This is a genomic window from Mycobacterium tilburgii (genome assembly GCF_902168065.1).
GTDB lineage: Bacteria > Actinomycetota > Actinomycetes > Mycobacteriales > Mycobacteriaceae > Mycobacterium > Mycobacterium tilburgii.
Map to the genome: position 1 here is coordinate 1 of NZ_LR655713.1, position 15,916 is coordinate 15,916.

Consider the following 15,916-nt stretch of genomic DNA (forward strand, 5'->3'; position numbering starts at 1 on the left):
CCCCCCCCCGCCCCCCGTTGGTTCTAACCCCCCCCAACTGTCCTGGATCCCCGTTCGGTCCGGCGCCCAGCGCAGCGCTCGCGTCGAAAGAGTCCCCGCATGACCCGCCCCCGAATCCGCGCCCGGGCGCCGCTGCGGATTTTCTTTGCCGGGGCTGCACCGACGCCCCGCCGTTCCCCGCCCTCGAAGGCGGCTGCGTGTTGTCGTGCGACCATCGACCGCTTCGCCTACGGCTCGCTGTCCTCGCGCACCGACCGCAAGGTCACGATCGAGTCCGTCGACTTCAAGACCACCCACGAGATGACGCTGGATAGCGAGATCCTCTACGACAGCAGCCTCGACCTGATCAAGGCCGCCGTACGGCGATTCGGCCGCGACGATACCGACGGCTACGACCTGGTGCTGCGGTCGAGTGCGCCGCCCGGCTCCGGGCTGGGCTCATCGTCGACGATGATGGTCGCGCTCGCCGGGCTGCTCGCCGAGCACTACCGCACCCCGATGGGCGAGTACGAGAACGCCCGGCTCGCCTGCGTCATCGAACGCGACGACCTCGGCATCGCCGGTGGCTTGCAGGACATGTACGCCGCCACGTTCGGCGGCTTCAACTTCATCGAGTTCTCCGACCGCGTGATCGTCAACCCGCTGCGCATCCGCGACGAGACGGTCTTCGAGCTCGAGCTCAGTCTGCTGCTGTGCTACACGGGCATCATCCGCGACTCCGCGCGAGTCATCGAGGACTAAACCCGCCGCGCCACAACGGGTTCCGACGGCACCCTCTCCGAGCTGCGCGCCCAGAAGGAACTCGCGGTGGCCATGAAGGCCGCGCTGCTGACCGGCGAGCTCAACGACTTCGGCGCGCTGCTCGGCGAGGCGTGGAGCCAGAAGAAACGCATGTCGCCCTACATCACCAACCCGCGCATCGACGAGCTCTACGATCTGGCGCTGAGCACCGGCGCGTTGGACGGCAGGCTCACCGGCGGCGGCGGTTACATACTGCTGTTCTGCGACTTCACCAAGAAGCACCGCGTCATCGAAGCGCTCGAGGGCGCCGGGGCCTCGGCGACCGAATTCGCTTTCGAGAGCAAGGGATTGACCACATGGCTGGCATGAGACTGTCGGATGTCGTCGCGCCGAGCGTGGAAACCGTTCAGGAAGGACTGGCCGAAACGATCGCGGTCAAGCAGCAGATGCAGTCCGGAGAATTTGCCCGGCAGACCGTCGAAGTGGCACGGGTGATCATCAGCGCCCTGCGCGCCGGTGGCAAGGTGATCTTCTTCGGCAACGGCGGATCGGCCCAGGAGGCCGGGCATTTGGCCACCGAGCTGATGGGCCGCTTCGCGTTCGACCGCCCGGGCCTGGCCGCGATCAGCCTGCCCGATGCCACCGCGGCGATCACAGCGATCGGCAACGACTACTCCTACGACGAGGTCTTCGCCCGCCAGGCGCTCGCGGCCGGGCCGGCGACGTGGTGGTTGGTCGGGCCTGACCACGTCGGGCAACTCCGCCAACGTCGTGCGCGCGCTCGAAGCGGCCGGCCATGCCGGAATGACGACCGTGACGCTGACCGGCGCCCGCGGCGGCAAGGTGCCGACGTCGCGCAGATCTGCATCCGGGTGCCCAGCCCCAGGACACCGGCCGGATCCAGGAGGCCTGCCTGCATCTGGGCCACACGATTTGCGAAATGGTCGAATCCGCACTGTTTCCAGACCGTCCTGACGATGCGATTGCGCAACGTCGCGACCGTGTTCCTGGACCGCGACGGCACCCTCAACGCCAAGGTCGCCGACGGCCAATGTATCCGGTCGCCGGCGGAGCTGGTGCTGTTGCCCGGCGCGGCGCGGGCGCTGGCCGCACTGAATGCGGCCAAAACCAGGCGTCGGGCAGGTGCCCGCGCAGTTGTTCGATGAGCCGCTCCTGCCGGGAAACCCAGGCCGACGAACACCAGATCGGGCACGGCGGCCACCCAGGCGGCGACCGCCGCCTGCGTGCCGTCGGCCGTCGCGTCGAACCTGAACACCGGCGATTGTGTGTCGGCGATGCGCGGCGTCGGGAACTGCGCGGTGAGCTCCGCGGCCGCCCGCTGCGGAATGCCTTCGGCGCCGCCGAGGATGTAGACCGACTTGCCGTCCGCCGCCGCTGCCGCGCTGAGCGGGCCGATCAGCGACGAGCCGTCCACCCGCTCCGGCAGCTTCGCGCCCTGCAGCCGCGCCGCCCACACCAGCGGTATACCGTCGGCGACCACCAGCGAATCCCGCGCGATCAGGTCGGTGAGGGCGGTGTCGCAGCTGGCCGCGCGGGCCACGTCGATGTTCACTGGGATGATCGCGCCTCCCCGGCCGTCGGGCCCATGCCTTGCGCACCATATCGACGACCTCGCGTTGCGTCAGGGCGTCAAACCGCAGCTCACCCACCTGGATCTTGGTTGGCCGCATGACCTGTGATTCTCACTGGATAGCCGGCAAAGTTCCACGGAACCCGCGAAAGCGGGCGGACGGGTTGTTGCTGCGCCGGTCACAAACGCCATAACCTGAGCCCATCGGACCGCAAGATGGGCCGCCGTGGCCGAACTGATCGGTGCCTGGGCAGAAGAACTCGCCGCGATGGACATCTTCGAAGGATGCTCCATCGATGACTTGGAGCCATTGGCGGCATGCCTGCAACCGCTACGGGCCGCGCCGGGCCAGGTTCTGATGCAACAGGGTGAGCAGGCCGTCTCGTTTCTGCTCATCTCCTCGGGCACCGCCGAGATCAGACACGTCGGCGTCGACGGGACGGTGTCGGTCGGCGAGGCGGCCGCCGGCACGATCATCGGCGAGATCGCCCTGCTGCGCGAAAGCCGTCGCATCGCGACCGTCACCACGGCCGAACCCCTGACCGGGTGGGTCGGCGACAACGACGCCTTCACCCGGCTGGTGCACATCCCGGGCATCATGCAACGCTTGCTGCGGACGGTCCGCCAGCGTGTCGCGGAGTTCGTCACGCCGCTGCCGATCGAGGTGCGCGACGGCACCCGCCTGCTGCTGCGTCCGGTACTGCCCGGTGACGACCAGCGCACCGTGCACGGGCACATCCGATTCTCCAGCGAGACGCTGTATCGGCGCTTCATGACCGCCCGGCTGCCGTCCCCGGCCTTGCTGCACTACCTGTTCGAGGTGGACTACGTCGACCACTTCGTCTGGGTCGTCACCGACGGCAGCGACCCGGTGGCCGACGCGCGGTTCGTCCGCGACGAAACCGATCCGACCGTCGCCGAGATCGCGTTCATCGTTGCCGACGCCTATCAGGGCCGCGGCATCGGCAGCTTCCTGATCGGTGCGCTGTCGATCGCCGCCGAGGTCGACGGAGTCGAAAGATTCACCGCGCGAATGCTTTCCGACAACCTGCCGATGCGCACCATCATGGACCGGTACAGCGCGATGTGGCAACGCGAAGACATCAGCGTCATCACCACGGTCATCGATGTGCCGCTCGGGCGCGACCTGCACATCAAACGAGAGCTGGCCGACGAGATCCGACGCGTCGCTCGCCAGGTCATCGAGGCACTCGGCTGACCCGCCGTCTCGTGCTATCAACGGCCATGCTCCCCATCCGGATTGGCCTGGCACTCGCGATGTTGACCGCTGAGTGCGGCCACCCGTCGTCCCACCCACCGTCGGCCGCGCCGTCGTCGCCACCGGCGCGCGCAACCACCGTCAACCCCGCCAACATCAAGCGAGTCGCCCGCGACCTGCCGCCCAATTACGAAGTCACCAGCGCCATCCCGAGCGCAGCCTCGCCGCGGCTGATCTGGGGTCTGGATCCGGACGCGAGATCCAGGCCCGCCAAGTGCGCCGCGCTGGCCGACCCCGGCCCGGGGCGCGACCAAACCGCGCAGGGACTGTCCGCGTCCGGCCAGGGCGGCATTATCAACGTCGTCGTGGTGACTATGCCCGACGCCGGACCGGACCCGGCCGTTATCGACGCCTGCGCCGAGTGGACCATGACCGCCAACCACACCACCGCCCACGCCCGGCTCACCGACCCGCCGCACATCGACGGCGTCGACACGATCGGGATAGCCGTCGACATCAAATCCGCCGTCGAATCGGGCACCGAAATCGACTCGCGGGCATACACATTCATCGCCTACCTGGGCGGCTATTACGCGTTCACGACGCTGACCACCGATCCCGGCTCCGCGTTGCCCGCTTTGCCACCGCAATTCGCCGCCGACTTGCTGGTCAAAACGGTGTCCACGTTGCGCGGCTGAACATCGCGGGTTGGGTAGATTAGCCACGGTGTCCAGGCTGGTCCGCGTGCTCGCAACGGTGTGCCTGCTCGCCGGTTGCTCATCGAAGCATGACAACGTCGCGCCGAGCGCCAACATCGCCAAAATCGTTCAGGTGAAGTCGAGCTTCGGGCCCGAATTCAAGGTCACCGACGTCTCGGAGCGGGCGATCGACCCCAAGCTGCTGTCCGCCCGGAAGCTGCCCGAGGGCCTGAAGTTCGATCCGGCCGACTGCGCGAAGCTGGCGTCCGGCCCGGACATGCCGCCCGACGTGCAGGGCAACATGGCCGCGGTGTCCGCCGAGGGCAACGGAAACCGCTACGTGGTGATCGCGGTGGAAACCAACAAACCGCTGCCGGCCAGCGATCCCGGCAAGGACTGCACCAAGGTCGCGTTCGCGGGGACCGGCGTGCGCGGCGGCCTGGAATCCATCGACGTGCCGCAGATCGACGGCACCCGCACCCTCGGTGTGCACCACGTGCTGCATGCGGTACTGGCCGGCGGCACCCGCACCGGCGAGCTCTACGACTACTCGGCGCAGTTCGGCGACTACCAAGTGATCGTGATCGCCAATCCGCTCGTCCTGCCCGACCAGCCCGTCTCCAAGGTCGACACCCAGCGCGCCCGCGACCTGCTGGTCAAAGGGGTCGCGGCGATTCGCGCCTGACCCGTTCAGCGCACGTCGCGCGTCCGGAACTGGATGCTGACCCGCGGGCCCTTCGGCGAGCGCGTCTTCGGGACGGCATGCTCCCAGGATCCGCCCCATCCAACAGATCGCCGTGCGCCTGCGGTAGCCGCAGCGACGGACCGCCTGCGCGCGGGTGCATCGCGAACATCCGGGTGGCGCCCAGGCTGACGATCGCCACCATGGTGTCTTCGGAGCTGCTGCGGCCGATGGTGTCCCCGTGCCACGCGACGCTGTCGGAGCCGTCGCAATAGCAACACAACCCGATCGTGGTGAACGTTTCACCGAGCTCACCGGCATAGATGTCGTTGAGTCGCCGCCGCATCCGCGCCAGCAGCGGATGGGGGCCTCCTCGACGGTCAGGTCGTAAAGCAGACCAGCCGCGGGACGTCGACCACCCGCTCGTACATCTGGCGGCGCTCGGCGCGCCACGGGATGGTCAGCAGCGCGTCGAACAGCTGCTGCGCGCCGCGCGGGTCGTCACCAAGCCAGCAGGCGCGGAGCTCGATGAAGGCACCATCCCCGAGCTGGCAGCGAGCCCTATACCCCTGCGATCTGGGTCCCCACGCGGCAAAGTTTATCGTACATTAGTTCGATTAGCCGGGACTCGCCCGGCCGCCAGGCCGCCTCGCGGGTGACGCGACGGCCGCGATCCGCGCGGCTACGGTTTAAGGTGGGTGTCACTCAATTGAGTACCAATTCCGAGGTGGGCGCACTTCGGGGTCGCGATCCTGCACCGGCCCGACGCCGAGCTGCGCCGACTCAATCCGCGCAACAGCGACCAACTGCTCTTCGACGGATTGCCCTGGGGTGGCCCGCGTCCAGGAGGAGTACGACCAGTTCTCCGGCCTGCTGCGCTGGCGCGGCGTCGAGGTGCTGCTGCTGTCCGACCTGCTGACCGAGGCGCTGCAGCACAGCGGTGCGGACCGGATGCAGGGCGTGGCCGCCGCCGTCGACGCACGCCGGCTCGGAGTGCCGCTGGCGCAAAGCCTTTCGGCATACCTGTGCGGCCTAGAACCGGCTAAGCTGGCGCACGTGCTGATGGCCCGGCATGACGTTCAACGAGCTGCTGCCCGACACCCACACCGACGTGTCGCTGGTGCGCATGCATCACGGCGTGGACTTCGCCATCGAGCCGTTGCCGAACCTGGTGTTCACCCGCGACTCGTCGATCTGGATCGTGCCGCGGGTGGTGATCCCGTCGCTGGCGCTGCGGGCCCGGGTTCGCGAGGCGCCGCTGACCGACCTGATCTACGCCCATCACCCGTGTTTCACCGGGGTGCGGCGGTCCTACGAATCGCGCACCGCTCCCGTCGAGGGCGGCGACGTGCTGCTGCTCGCCCCGGCGTGATCGCGGTCGGCGTGGGGGAGCGAACCACGCCAGCCGGGGCGGAAGCGTTGGCGCGCAGCCTCTTTGACGATGATCTGGCGCACACGGTGCTGGCCGTGCCGATCGCGCAGCGGCGTGCCCAGATGCACCTGGACACGGTGTGCACGACGGTCGACACCGTGGTGATGTACGCGAACGTTGTTGACCACCTGTCGGCGTTCACCATCCAGCGGGTGCCCGACGGGGTGAACATCAGCGACGAGGCGCCGTTATTGGAGGCAGCGGCCAAGGCGATGGGCATCGACAAGCTGCGGGTCATTGACACCGGGCTGGGTCCTCTTGTCGCCGAACGTGAGCAGTGGGACGACGGCAACAAACACGCTGGCGTTGGCGCCCGGCGTCGTGGTGGCCTACGAGCGCAACGTGCAGACCAACGCGCGGCTGCGCGACTCCGGCATCGAGGTGTTGACCATCGCGGGGTCCGAATTGGACACCGGCCGCTGTGGCCCGCGGTGCATGTTCTGCCCGGTCGCCCGCAACTTGCTGCAGCTCTGTGCCGTGTCGCTCGTCGCGAAACTGCAACTGGCAACACGTTTCCCGAGTACCGTCCGTCGCTGGTTGCAGTCCCGCGGGAAAGAATCTAACGCCAGCTGGGTAGCCAGATCTCCATGTCCCAGGTCTGCTGCGAAATCGGCAGACCGGTGAGGATCGGGAACAGCCAGGCGAAGTTCGTCACCACCAGCGCCACATAGCAGCTGACGGCGATCAGCCCCAGCGTCCGGCGCTCCGCCGTTTGATTGTGCGGCCGGTACAGAATGTCGCCGCAAATTAGCGCGATGGCCATCACCAGGAACGGCGCCATGGTCGCCGCGTAAAAGAAGTACATCTGCCGGTCGATGTCGGCGAACCACGGCAGCCACCCCGCGCAGTAGCCGACCAGCACCACGGCGTAGCGCCAGTCCCGCCGGATCGCCGATCGCCACAGGGCGTACAGCAGCACCGGCACCGCCAGCCACCACATCGCGGGCGTGCCAACCAGCAGCACGGCCTTGACGCAGGACTGCGCGCCGCACCCGCCGACGTTCTGCTGGTCGATGGCATACAGCACCGGCCGCAACGACATCGGCCAGCTCCACGGCTTGGATTCCCACGGGTGGTAGTTGCCGGCGGCATTGGTCAGGCCGGCATGAAACTCCAGGGCCTTGGCGCTGTAGTGCCACAACGAGCGCAGCGCATCGGGCACCGGCCACACGGATGACGGGCCGATCGTCTGGCCCACCTCGTGCCGTTCGATCGCGGTCTCGGACGCGAACCACGGCGCATAGCTGGCCAGGTACACCGCGATCGGGATCATCCCCAGCGCGTAGGCGGTCGGGGCCAGATCGCGCCGCAGCGTCCCCAGCCACGGCCTGCTCATCTGGTACTGCCGGCGTGCCGCGACGTCGAACGCCAGCGACATCACGCCGAAGAACACCACAAAATACAGGCCGGACCACTTTGTCCCGCAAGCCAATCCGAGGAGCACCCCGGCCAAGAAGCGCCACCACCGCACGCCCAGCCGCGGGCCCCACACGGTTTCGCCGCTGCGGCCCTCCAGCAGCGCGACGTGCATGCGGCGCCGCACCTCGTCGCGGTCGACGATCAACGCACCGAACGCCGCCACCACAAAGAAGGTGAGGATGCCGTCGAGCAGCGCGGTGCGGGCGGTGACAAAGCTGACGCCGTCGCAGATGCACAGCACCCCGGCGATCGCGCCCACCAGCGTCGAACGGCTGATGCGGCGCACGATCCGCATCACCAGCATCACCATCAGGACGCCCAGCAGCGCGCCGGTGAAACGCCAGCCCACCCCGCCGTAGCCGAAGATCGCCTCGCCGATGGCGATCAGTTGCTTGCCGACCGGCGGATGGACCACCAACCCGAAACCCGGGTTGTCCTCGACCCCATGGCTGTTGAGCACCTGCCACGCCTGCGGCGCGTAATGCTTCTCGTCGAAGATCGGGGTGCCCGCATCGGTTGGCGATCCCAAATTGATGAAGCGCGTCACCGCCGCGAGCACCGTGATGACGCCGGTGACCACCCAGCCGCGGGCGTGATCCAGGGGCCCGAAATCCGCCACCGGGACCAGCGGGCCCGGGCTGACCATGGGGACGGCACGCTCCGCGACGGCATCCTCCACCTGCACGGCGGCTTCGCTGGGCGGGGCAGACATCACGTCGATCGTAGGCTGTCCGTCATGTCTTACGGCCGCCTGTTGCTCGGTGCGACGCCGCTGGGCCAGCCGTCGGATGCCTCGCCGCGGCTGATCAGGGCGCTCGGCGAGGCCGACGTGGTGGCGGCCGAGGACACCCGCCGGGTGCGCACGCTGGCCAAATCGCTGCAGGTGACGATCATCGGCCGGGTGGTCAGCATGTTCGACCAGGTCGAGGCGGCACGAGTGGAGTCTTTGATCGCGGCCCTCAAGGGCGGCGCGACGGTGCTGGTGGTCAGCGACGCCGGGATGCCGCTAATCAGCGATCCCGGCTACCGGTTGGTCGCGGCGTGCATCGAAACCGGGGTGCCGGTGACGTGCTTGCCCGGACCGTCGGCGGTGACCACCGCGCTGGCCGTGTCCGGTCTGCCGTCGGAGAAGTTCTGCTTCGAGGGCTTCGCCCCGCGCAAGAGCGCGGCGCGCAAGACGTGGCTGGCCTCGCTGGCCGACGAATGGCGCACCTGCGTGTTCTTCGAGTCGCCGCGTCGGCTAGCGGTGTGTCTGGACGACGCCGTCGACCAGCTCGGCGGCGACCGGGCCGCGGCGGTCTGCCGGGAGCTCACCAGGGTGCATGAGGAAGTGGTGCGCGGTTCGCTCGCGGAGTTGGCCGCCTGGGCGGCCGACGGCGTGTTGGGCGAGATCACCGTGGTGCTGGCCGGCGCCCGCCCGGGCGCCGACGTGGGGTCGCTGGTCGCGCAGGTGCAGGAACTCGTCGCGGCGGGGGTCCGGATCAAGGACGCCTGCACCCAGGTGGCTGCGGCGCACCCCGCGGTGCGGTCGCGCGACCTGTACGACGCGGTGCTCGGCCAGCGCGAGGGCTAACCGGGCACTGACCCACGTCGGCCGCGGCCGCGGTGCGCGGCGATTTGACCACCGGAGCGGCCTTGTGCAGACACTCCTGCCATTCGGCGTCAGGATCGGAATTGGCGGTGATCCCGCCGCCCACCCCCAGCACGGCGCCGCCAGCGGCGTCGAACTCCACCGTCCGGATCGCGACGTTCAGCTCGCACCCCGCGACCGGAGACGCCAAACCGACTGTGCCGCAGTAGATCCCGCGATGGTGCTGCTCCCACATCGAAATCAGTTGGCGGGCACGGTGTTTGGGTGTGCCGGTGACCGAGGCCGGCGGGAAGGCGGCGTCCAGCAGCGCCGAGGTGGGCAACTCCACCGGCACCTGCGCCGAAACCGTCGACACCAGATGCCACACGCCCGGCGCCCGCCGGACCGCCAGTAGTTCAGGCACTTTGACCGATCCGGTGACCGCGACCCGGCCCAGGTCGTTACGCACCAGGTCCACGATCATGATGTTCTCGGCCACTTCCTTGGGAGAGGCGCGCAGCGCCGACGGCCACGCGTCCAACGGCAGCGTCCCTTTGATCGGACTGGACGTCACCAGCACGCCGCGGCGGCGCAGAAACAGCTCGGGTGACAGCGACGCGACCGCGCCGTCGGGGCCGGCGACATAGGCGGCGCGGGCCGGCGAGGTGCGCGCGATGCCATCGACGAAGAAGTCCAGAGGGGCCCCGCTGACCGCTCCGGTGAACCGGGTGCACACGCAGGCCTGGTAAACTTCGCCCGCGCGTATGGCTTCCAGGCACGAGAGCACGCCGTCGCGGTGAGTCGCCCGGTCGGCCGCGCCCCACGCGATGTGGAAGTCGAGCGGCGGCCCGGGGGTCGCGGCAAGCGCGGCCGTCAGCCACTCGGGCATCGGCGCCCCGGACAGGCTCTCGTACCACCACCGGCCGTCCCGATCGCGGCGCAGCGCGCAGTCGGTCCAGCCGCCGGCAGCCTCGGGGATCCGGTGCGGCTGTCCGTCGGCACCGGCGTCCGGGTAGGACACGTAGCCCACCCAGCCGCCGCCCACCGCGGCGCGCTCCCGGTGCGGGGTGTCCAACGCAACGGCGAACGCGTCCGCGACCGCCACCGGCCGCACCGCCACGCTCGGCGCGATCACCGCCAGCGCGCCGAACCATTCGCCGGTCAGCGCCGCGGGCGGCGGCAGGCCGATCCGGGCGGTGGCATTACCGATCGCGCGCAGCACGCGGTGCGCCTCGCCGAGGCCGCCGAGCTGCTCGATCCGCACCGACCTAGCTTGACAGAACGGTGCGCTCTCGCACCTCACGGCCCGCGCGGGCTCAGCCGCGGCTGATGTCGCGGGCCGTCCGCCAACGCGGCCAGCTTGTCCGGGTTGCGCATCACCTAGAAGTCCTCGATGATCGCGATCGTGATCACACCCTCGAGCTGTCCCTGCAGGTACAGCAACACCGAGGGAGCGTTGTTGCAGTTCACCACCTCCACGTGCATACCCTCCGGCGCTTTCCGGAACAGCCCGGTGATCGCCCTGGCCGACCTTGTCGGCGCCGACGACGGGCCGGCCGCGCGGCCGACACCTTGCCGCCGTTTTCGGCCATCTAGGTGGCGTCCGGCACCAGCATCGACATCAGCGCCTCCACATAGCCGCTTGCCGCGGTGGCCAGGAACTGCGCGGTGAGCTGCGGGTCCACGTTGTCGAACCGTTTGCGCCGCGCCCGCACGTGTTCGCGGGCGTGATGGGCGACTTGGCGCACCGTCGGCCCCGGTTTACCCACCGCGTCGGTGATCTCGGTGTAGTCGAATCCGAACACCTCGCGCAGCACGAACACCGCCCGCTCGTCGGGGCTCAGCGTTTCTAGCAGCACCAGCATGGCCATCGAAACCGATTCCGCCAGAACAACATCCGACGACGGATCCTGGTCGTCGAGCAGCAGCGGCTCGGGCAGCCAGGGCCCGACGTACCCCTCGCGGCGGCGGATACCGGCCCGCAACGCGTTGAGCGCCTGCCGGGTCACCAGCTGGGCCATATACGACTTGGTGTCGTGCACCTTCGACAGGTCGACGTCCGACCACCGCAGATAACTGTCCTGCAGCACGTCGTCGGACTCGGTGGCCGAGTCGAGGATCTCGTAGGCGATGGTGAACAGCAACGGGCGCAGCAGCGTGAACCGTTTCGCATGTTAACCGATCGCGATCATGGGATCGCGACCTGACGCTCGGCCGGCCGCGTGGGCCGCGCGCCGCTTTTGAGCCAGAAGTACGAGCCGGGCTTGGCCGCCTCGCGCCGAATGCTCCACAGCGCGCTCCGGCAGATGCGCTCCTTGATGGCCGCGGTGGTGCGGCCGCCGAGGGCCAGGTCCACCGGGGTGTCGTCGGTGCGCGCGAACTGCAGGGTGGGTGCTTCCGGTGCGGCCGATGCTGATGCACTGCCCGACGAACGCCTGGTTGAGCGGCGCGGAGGTTACGCCGGAGATCCGGGCAAGCACGGTGTTGGCCGCCTGGGCGCCCAACGGCCCGCCGGCCTGGCAGCTCATCCGCACGGCTGGCCCGACGGCGCGGCGGCGTCACCCGCGGCGACGATGCGGTCGTCGTCGACGCTGGTCAGCGTCTCGTCGGCGAGCAGGCGGCTCATCTCGTCGGTGCGCAGCCCGCTGCGGGCGGCCAGGTCCGGCACGGTGAATCCGGCCGTCCACACCGTCGCCATGCTGGGCAGCACCGCGCCGTCGCTGAGCACCACGGTGTTCCACCGCACCTCGGCGGCGACGGATTCCAGCACGACGACACCGCGGGCGCGCAGCTGCTTGTGCACCGACCGCCGCCCTCGCCTGCTCAGCGACGTTCCCAGCGGGCCCGCCGCACACCAGCGTCATCGGGCGGCCCTGCTCGGCGAGCTCGGACACCGTTTCGATGCCCGTCAGCCCGCCGCAGACGACGGTGACCGGGGCGCCCAGCGGCAGGTCGGCGAGCGCGTAACGCAGTCGCTGCGCGCTCTCCAGATCGCAGATCGAGTGGGCGAATTCGGCCGCGACCACCGTCGACGGCACCGCGCCGGTGCTGCCGACGGCGTAGATCAGGTAGTCGTAGTCCGGTTCGGCGCCGGACGTCAGCGCCAAGCGACGCGCGCCGGCGTCGATTCGCTCGACCGCGTCGACGACAAGCTGGATGCCCTGGCCCAGCAGCGTGCCGTAGTCGGCGGTCGCGGCGCCGGTGTCAGCGACCAGCTAGTGTAGGCGAATCCGTTCGACGAAGACCGGACGCGGATTGACCAGCGTGTCGATGTCGGTTCGCTGGCGCAGCCGATTGGCCGCCAACGCACCGGCATATCCACCGCCGACAACGACGACGCGGGTGTTTTCAGTCATTACTGTCTCTATCTTCTCATAGGACGTGTGCCCTTGAGACACCGGAGAACGGCCAGGCGTGACATTACTCGCCCGACTGTGAGCTGTATCACTGCATTTCGGGGTCGGGTGGCCGTGCCGCCGCTGCCCGCGGCCGGGGCGGCCCTCTAGCATCGCAACGATGATCCGGACAGCGAGACAAAGCGTGGCGGCGGTTGCTGCCTGCGCGGCCGTCGTGCTGAGTGGGTGCAGCAAACACAGCGATCCCGGTCCGTTGTCGGCTATCGTCAGTCCGGCCATCGCACCCAGCGCCCAGGAGATCGCCAACCCGTTGCGTGGCCAGTACGAAGATTTGCTGAATCCGCTTTTCCCGCAAGGTAATCCGGCCCAACAGCGGTATCCGGCGTGGCCGGCGTCCTACGATGCCAGCATGCGGATCTCGTGGCGGCAGCTGCAGCCCATCGATCCGGCCACGCTGCCTCCCGACGCGCCCGACGATCGCAAGTTCGACTTCAGCGCGATCGACGACACCCTGAACAAGCTCGCCAGCCGGAACATGCGGCTGAGCCTGCGCATCACCACCGTCAACACGGACCCGCACGACACGACGATCGCCATCCCCGAGTGGATGCGGCCGGCGTCGACCAGCTACCCCGCGGCACCGAACGGGTCCAGGACGCCGCAGGTCGTGCCAAATTGGGACGACCCACGCTATCTGGACGCATTCTGCCGGCTGCTGGCGGCGCTGGGCCGCCGCTACAACGGCGACGAGCGGCTCAGCGTCTTCGAGTTCTCCGGATACAGCCAGTTCCGCGATCAGGGCATCAGCGACGCCTCGGTTCGGCAGCTGGTGACGGCCAACGTCAACGCGTTTCCGCATACCCAATTGGTGGTCGCCCCGCAGCACCCGGAGATCGTGCGGGCGCTGCTCGCCGACGACGTCACCAAGCGGCTGTCCGCCCCGGTGGGGATCCGCGCCGAGTGCCTCGGCACCCAGTCGCCGTTGCCGGCCTGGGCGGAATCCGGGGATTCCCAATACGTCCGGAACAACGACGCGGTGGTCAACGTGCTAAAGCAGCGGCTGGCCTCGGCGCCGGTGATCACGCAGTGGTGCCCGCTGCCCGCGGGGACCGACCCGAAGACCTACTACGAAAAAGGGCTGCACGACGTCCTCCGCTACCACGTGTCGATGACGTCGAGTACGTACTTTCCGGACCGCGACTCGACCTCGGCGATGAACCCCAAGCTCTATGCGCTATGGGCACAGGCCAACGCGGCCGCCGGGTACCGGTATTCGATCCAGGCGCGACCCGGATCGCAGTCGATCGAGGGCAAGGTCGCGGCGATCTTGGTGGAGTGGACGAACTACGGTTCGGCGGCGACCACCGAGCGGTGGGCGCCCGGCTACAAGCTGGTGGACTCCTCCGGCGCGGTGGTGCGCACCCTGCCGTCGACGGTCAACCTCAAGACGCTGGTCCACGACGATTCCAGCCCGTCGCGCGAGGAGGCGGTCCCGGCGACGTTCACCGAGACGGTGCACGTCGACCTGGCCGGGCTGGCGCCGGGGCACTACACGCTGCGCGCATCCGTCGACTGGCAACAGCACAAGCCCGGCGCCACGCACGTGGTGAACTACGGACCGATGGCGCTGGCCCGCGACGGGCGCGACGGGTCCGGGCTGTACCCGGTTGCGGCGCTCGATATTCCGCGCTCTAGCCTGGCCGCTACCCGGGGCTGACCGGGCCCGCATCGAGCAGGTCGCGGCTGGTCATAGCCAAAACAATCCGGTAACGCGTGATACCATTTTCTCACCCATCACATCGGTGACCTGCCGTATCTGGCCTTTCGGCCGGGATATGTGCCCACGGAGGACCCATGCCGCGCAGCCTGGACCTGGTCCTGACCTCGGTCGCGGCGCAGCTGATGGAGGTCTCCGCGTCCACGGCGACGCAGGTGAGCCAAAACGTCCTCGTCCAGTTGGTCGAGCCGTTCCGGGTGGACGGCAGCTGTCGCACCTGAAGTCGCTTCCGGTCGACACGCTCAAAATTGACGCCGGATTCGTTCGTGACTTGGGAACCAACGCCAGCGACCTCGCCATCGTCCGCGCCATCATCGGCCTCGCTGAAGCCTTCGGCCTGCAGATCGTCGCCGAGGGCGTCGAAACACCAACTGCCGCATTGACTTTGATGTAGCACGACTGCCGCCGGGCGCAAGGATTTCTGCTGTCGAAGCCGGTCACCGGTCCCGCGATGGAGGCATTGCTGGCGGCGCGGTGGATGCCGATGCCGTTCTTCGCCGATCGTCAGGCCATGTCGCAACGCGCAATCTAGCATCGCAACGTGGTCCGTATAGCGAACAAGATCGCGGCGGTTGTCGGGTGCGTGGCACTGCTCGCCACCGGCTGTGGCAAACCGGGCGCCCCCGAGCCGCTGAGTGCGATCGCGACGCCAGCCATCCCGATGGGGGTGCAGGAGGTGCCGAACCCGCTGCGCGGCCAGTACGAAGATCTGCTGATGGGGCCGGTATTAAGGATATTAAATGGATGGATTTCCGTACTTTTATCCTGATTATGGCGGCGCACTGGAAAGCTCGCCGTGGGCGCGTTCTTGGCCTGCGTGATCGGCGCCGTGGTCTACACAGCGCTGCGGACCAAGCACTACCAGTCCTCGGCCACGATCCTGATCTCCTTCTCCGGTGCCACCGATCTCACCGAGCTGTACAACGGCACGTTGACCGCCCAGGAGCGGCTCTCCTTGTACACCCAGATCCCCGGCGGGCGCACCATCGCCGAGCGCGCGGTCACGCCAGCTTCAAGTGCCCGTGTCCCCGGACGCGCTCGTAACCCAGACCCAAGTGAAGTACACCGCCAAGTCGATGCTCTATCACGATCTCGGTCAAAGACACCGATCCCAACCGGGCCGCGGCGCTGGCCGGGGCGATGGCCGATCAGTTCGCCGCCATGGTCCCGACGCTCGGCGTGACGGCGCGGCCCAACCCGAACGCGCCGATCACCACAGCGCCGCGGCCCGACAGCGGCGACCAAACCGTCCGAGGCGCCCGGCCAGCCGCCGGCCAAGCCGCTGCCGGTCGCGAGGGCTCGCGTCGTGGAGGCGCCGCGGGTGCCCAACCATGCGATTGCGCCGTCGCCGGTGCGCAACCTGGCGATGGGGCTGGTCGCCGGCGTGCTGCTCGCCGTCGCCGTGGCGTCACCCGCGAGACCAACCGATCG

The 15,916-nt window shown here is 68.6% G+C and carries 11 protein-coding genes and 9 pseudogenes; 13 read left to right on the top strand and 7 right to left on the bottom strand.

The features are described 5' to 3' along the window. Positions 1-99: 99 nt before the first annotated feature. The 3 pseudogenes from FQ389_RS10790 to FQ389_RS19860 form a co-directional block, all read left to right on the top strand. Positions 100-1,110 (top strand): annotated as a pseudogene (locus FQ389_RS10790) (GHMP family kinase ATP-binding protein). After that, a pseudogene (locus FQ389_RS10795) lies at positions 1,098-1,705 on the top strand (D-sedoheptulose-7-phosphate isomerase); the annotation flags it as partial. The pseudogenes FQ389_RS10790 and FQ389_RS10795, both read left to right, overlap by 13 nt. Before the next feature lie 13 nt (positions 1,706-1,718). Next, positions 1,719-1,874 (top strand): annotated as a pseudogene (locus FQ389_RS19860) (histidinol phosphate phosphatase); the annotation flags it as partial. 101 nt (positions 1,875-1,975) lie between these two features. Here the strand turns inward: FQ389_RS19860 and FQ389_RS22415 are convergent. After that, positions 1,976-2,218: pseudogene (locus FQ389_RS22415) on the bottom strand (WecB/TagA/CpsF family glycosyltransferase); the annotation flags it as partial. Here FQ389_RS22415 and FQ389_RS19865 point away from each other — a divergent pair. The 4 genes from FQ389_RS19865 (at position 2,121) to FQ389_RS10815 (ending at position 4,934) form a co-directional block, all read left to right on the top strand. Beyond that, positions 2,121-2,441 (top strand): hypothetical protein, encoded by a 321-nt coding sequence (locus FQ389_RS19865; RefSeq protein WP_260860681.1) that lies wholly within the window; start codon positions 2,121-2,123, stop codon positions 2,439-2,441. The pseudogene FQ389_RS22415 and the gene FQ389_RS19865 overlap by 98 nt on opposite strands. A gap of 117 nt (positions 2,442-2,558) precedes the next feature. After that, a complete protein-coding gene (locus FQ389_RS10805) occupies positions 2,559-3,551 on the top strand; it encodes a GNAT family N-acetyltransferase (RefSeq protein WP_144207495.1) in 993 nt (330 codons plus the stop codon). A 26-nt stretch (positions 3,552-3,577) separates the two neighbouring features. Then, a complete protein-coding gene (locus tag FQ389_RS10810) occupies positions 3,578-4,249 on the top strand; it encodes a DUF5642 family protein (protein WP_144207498.1) in 672 nt (223 codons plus the stop codon). A gap of 28 nt (positions 4,250-4,277) precedes the next feature. Beyond that, complete coding sequence (locus FQ389_RS10815; RefSeq protein ID WP_144207501.1) at positions 4,278-4,934, top strand: DUF5642 family protein; 657 nt, start codon at positions 4,278-4,280, stop codon at positions 4,932-4,934. Positions 4,935-4,939: 5 nt separating this feature from the next. Here the strand turns inward: FQ389_RS10815 and FQ389_RS10820 are convergent. After that, positions 4,940-5,533 (bottom strand): annotated as a pseudogene (locus FQ389_RS10820) (alpha-ketoglutarate-dependent dioxygenase AlkB). Positions 5,534-5,625: 92 nt separating this feature from the next. On the opposite strand from FQ389_RS10820, the pseudogene FQ389_RS10825 reads away from it, so the two are divergent. After that, positions 5,626-6,828 (top strand): annotated as a pseudogene (locus tag FQ389_RS10825) (arginine deiminase); the annotation flags it as partial. 94 nt (positions 6,829-6,922) lie between these two features. On the opposite strand, the gene FQ389_RS10830 reads toward FQ389_RS10825, so the two are convergent. Further along, positions 6,923-8,494, bottom strand: coding sequence for a dolichyl-phosphate-mannose--protein mannosyltransferase (locus FQ389_RS10830; RefSeq protein ID WP_144207504.1), 1,572 nt, complete (start codon positions 8,492-8,494; stop codon positions 6,923-6,925). Positions 8,495-8,518: 24 nt separating this feature from the next. Here FQ389_RS10830 and rsmI point away from each other — a divergent pair, with 24 nt between their 5' ends. Continuing rightward, entirely contained in the window at positions 8,519-9,355 is an 837-nt protein-coding gene (rsmI, locus tag FQ389_RS10835; RefSeq protein WP_144207507.1) for a 16S rRNA (cytidine(1402)-2'-O)-methyltransferase, read from the top strand. Here the strand turns inward: rsmI and FQ389_RS10840 are convergent. From FQ389_RS10840 to FQ389_RS10850, 3 genes and pseudogenes are all read right to left on the bottom strand, one after another. Beyond that, positions 9,264-10,616 (bottom strand): aminodeoxychorismate synthase component I, encoded by a 1,353-nt coding sequence (locus FQ389_RS10840; protein WP_144207510.1) that lies wholly within the window; start codon positions 10,614-10,616, stop codon positions 9,264-9,266. The two genes, rsmI and FQ389_RS10840, sit on opposite strands and share 92 nt — an antisense overlap. Before the next feature lie 52 nt (positions 10,617-10,668). After that, positions 10,669-11,508: pseudogene (locus FQ389_RS10845) on the bottom strand (sigma factor-like helix-turn-helix DNA-binding protein). Positions 11,509-11,540: 32 nt separating this feature from the next. Continuing rightward, positions 11,541-12,708, bottom strand: a pseudogene (locus tag FQ389_RS10850) (NAD(P)/FAD-dependent oxidoreductase). Between the two features lie 160 nt (positions 12,709-12,868). Between FQ389_RS10850 and FQ389_RS10855 the strand changes: the two are divergent. From FQ389_RS10855 to FQ389_RS10865, 4 genes and pseudogenes are all read left to right on the top strand, one after another. Next, positions 12,869-14,425 (top strand): copper resistance CopC family protein, encoded by a 1,557-nt coding sequence (locus tag FQ389_RS10855; RefSeq protein WP_144207513.1) that lies wholly within the window; start codon positions 12,869-12,871, stop codon positions 14,423-14,425. A gap of 137 nt (positions 14,426-14,562) precedes the next feature. After that, positions 14,563-14,706: a hypothetical protein gene (locus tag FQ389_RS17955; protein WP_186296368.1), complete on the top strand. Its 144-nt coding sequence runs from the start codon at positions 14,563-14,565 to the stop codon at positions 14,704-14,706. After that, positions 14,694-15,017: pseudogene (locus FQ389_RS19870) on the top strand (EAL domain-containing protein); the annotation flags it as partial. The gene FQ389_RS17955 and the pseudogene FQ389_RS19870, both read left to right, overlap by 13 nt. Positions 15,018-15,026: 9 nt before the next feature. Next, positions 15,027-15,254 carry a hypothetical protein gene (locus FQ389_RS10865; RefSeq protein WP_144207516.1) on the top strand — a complete coding sequence of 76 codons (228 nt, stop codon included), beginning with the start codon at positions 15,027-15,029 and terminating at the stop codon, positions 15,252-15,254. 89 nt (positions 15,255-15,343) lie between these two features. On the opposite strand, the gene FQ389_RS19875 is transcribed toward FQ389_RS10865, so the two are convergent. Beyond that, positions 15,344-15,490 (bottom strand): hypothetical protein, encoded by a 147-nt coding sequence (locus tag FQ389_RS19875; protein ID WP_260860668.1) that lies wholly within the window; start codon positions 15,488-15,490, stop codon positions 15,344-15,346. Positions 15,491-15,916: the final 426 nt, after the last annotated feature.

Excerpts from the sequence above, each read along its gene's own strand:
- FQ389_RS17955 (WP_186296368.1), top strand. The coding sequence starts at position 14,563 with ATGCCGCGCAGCCTGGACCTGGTCCTGACCTCGGTCGCGGCGCAGCTG.
- FQ389_RS10855 (WP_144207513.1), top strand. The coding sequence starts at position 12,869 with ATGATCCGGACAGCGAGACAAAGCGTGGCGGCGGTTGCTGCCTGCGCG.
- FQ389_RS10830 (WP_144207504.1), bottom strand. The coding sequence starts at position 8,494 with ATGTCTGCCCCGCCCAGCGAAGCCGCCGTGCAGGTGGAGGATGCCGTC.
- rsmI (WP_144207507.1), top strand. The coding sequence starts at position 8,519 with ATGTCTTACGGCCGCCTGTTGCTCGGTGCGACGCCGCTGGGCCAGCCG.
- FQ389_RS10810 (WP_144207498.1), top strand. The coding sequence starts at position 3,578 with ATGCTCCCCATCCGGATTGGCCTGGCACTCGCGATGTTGACCGCTGAG.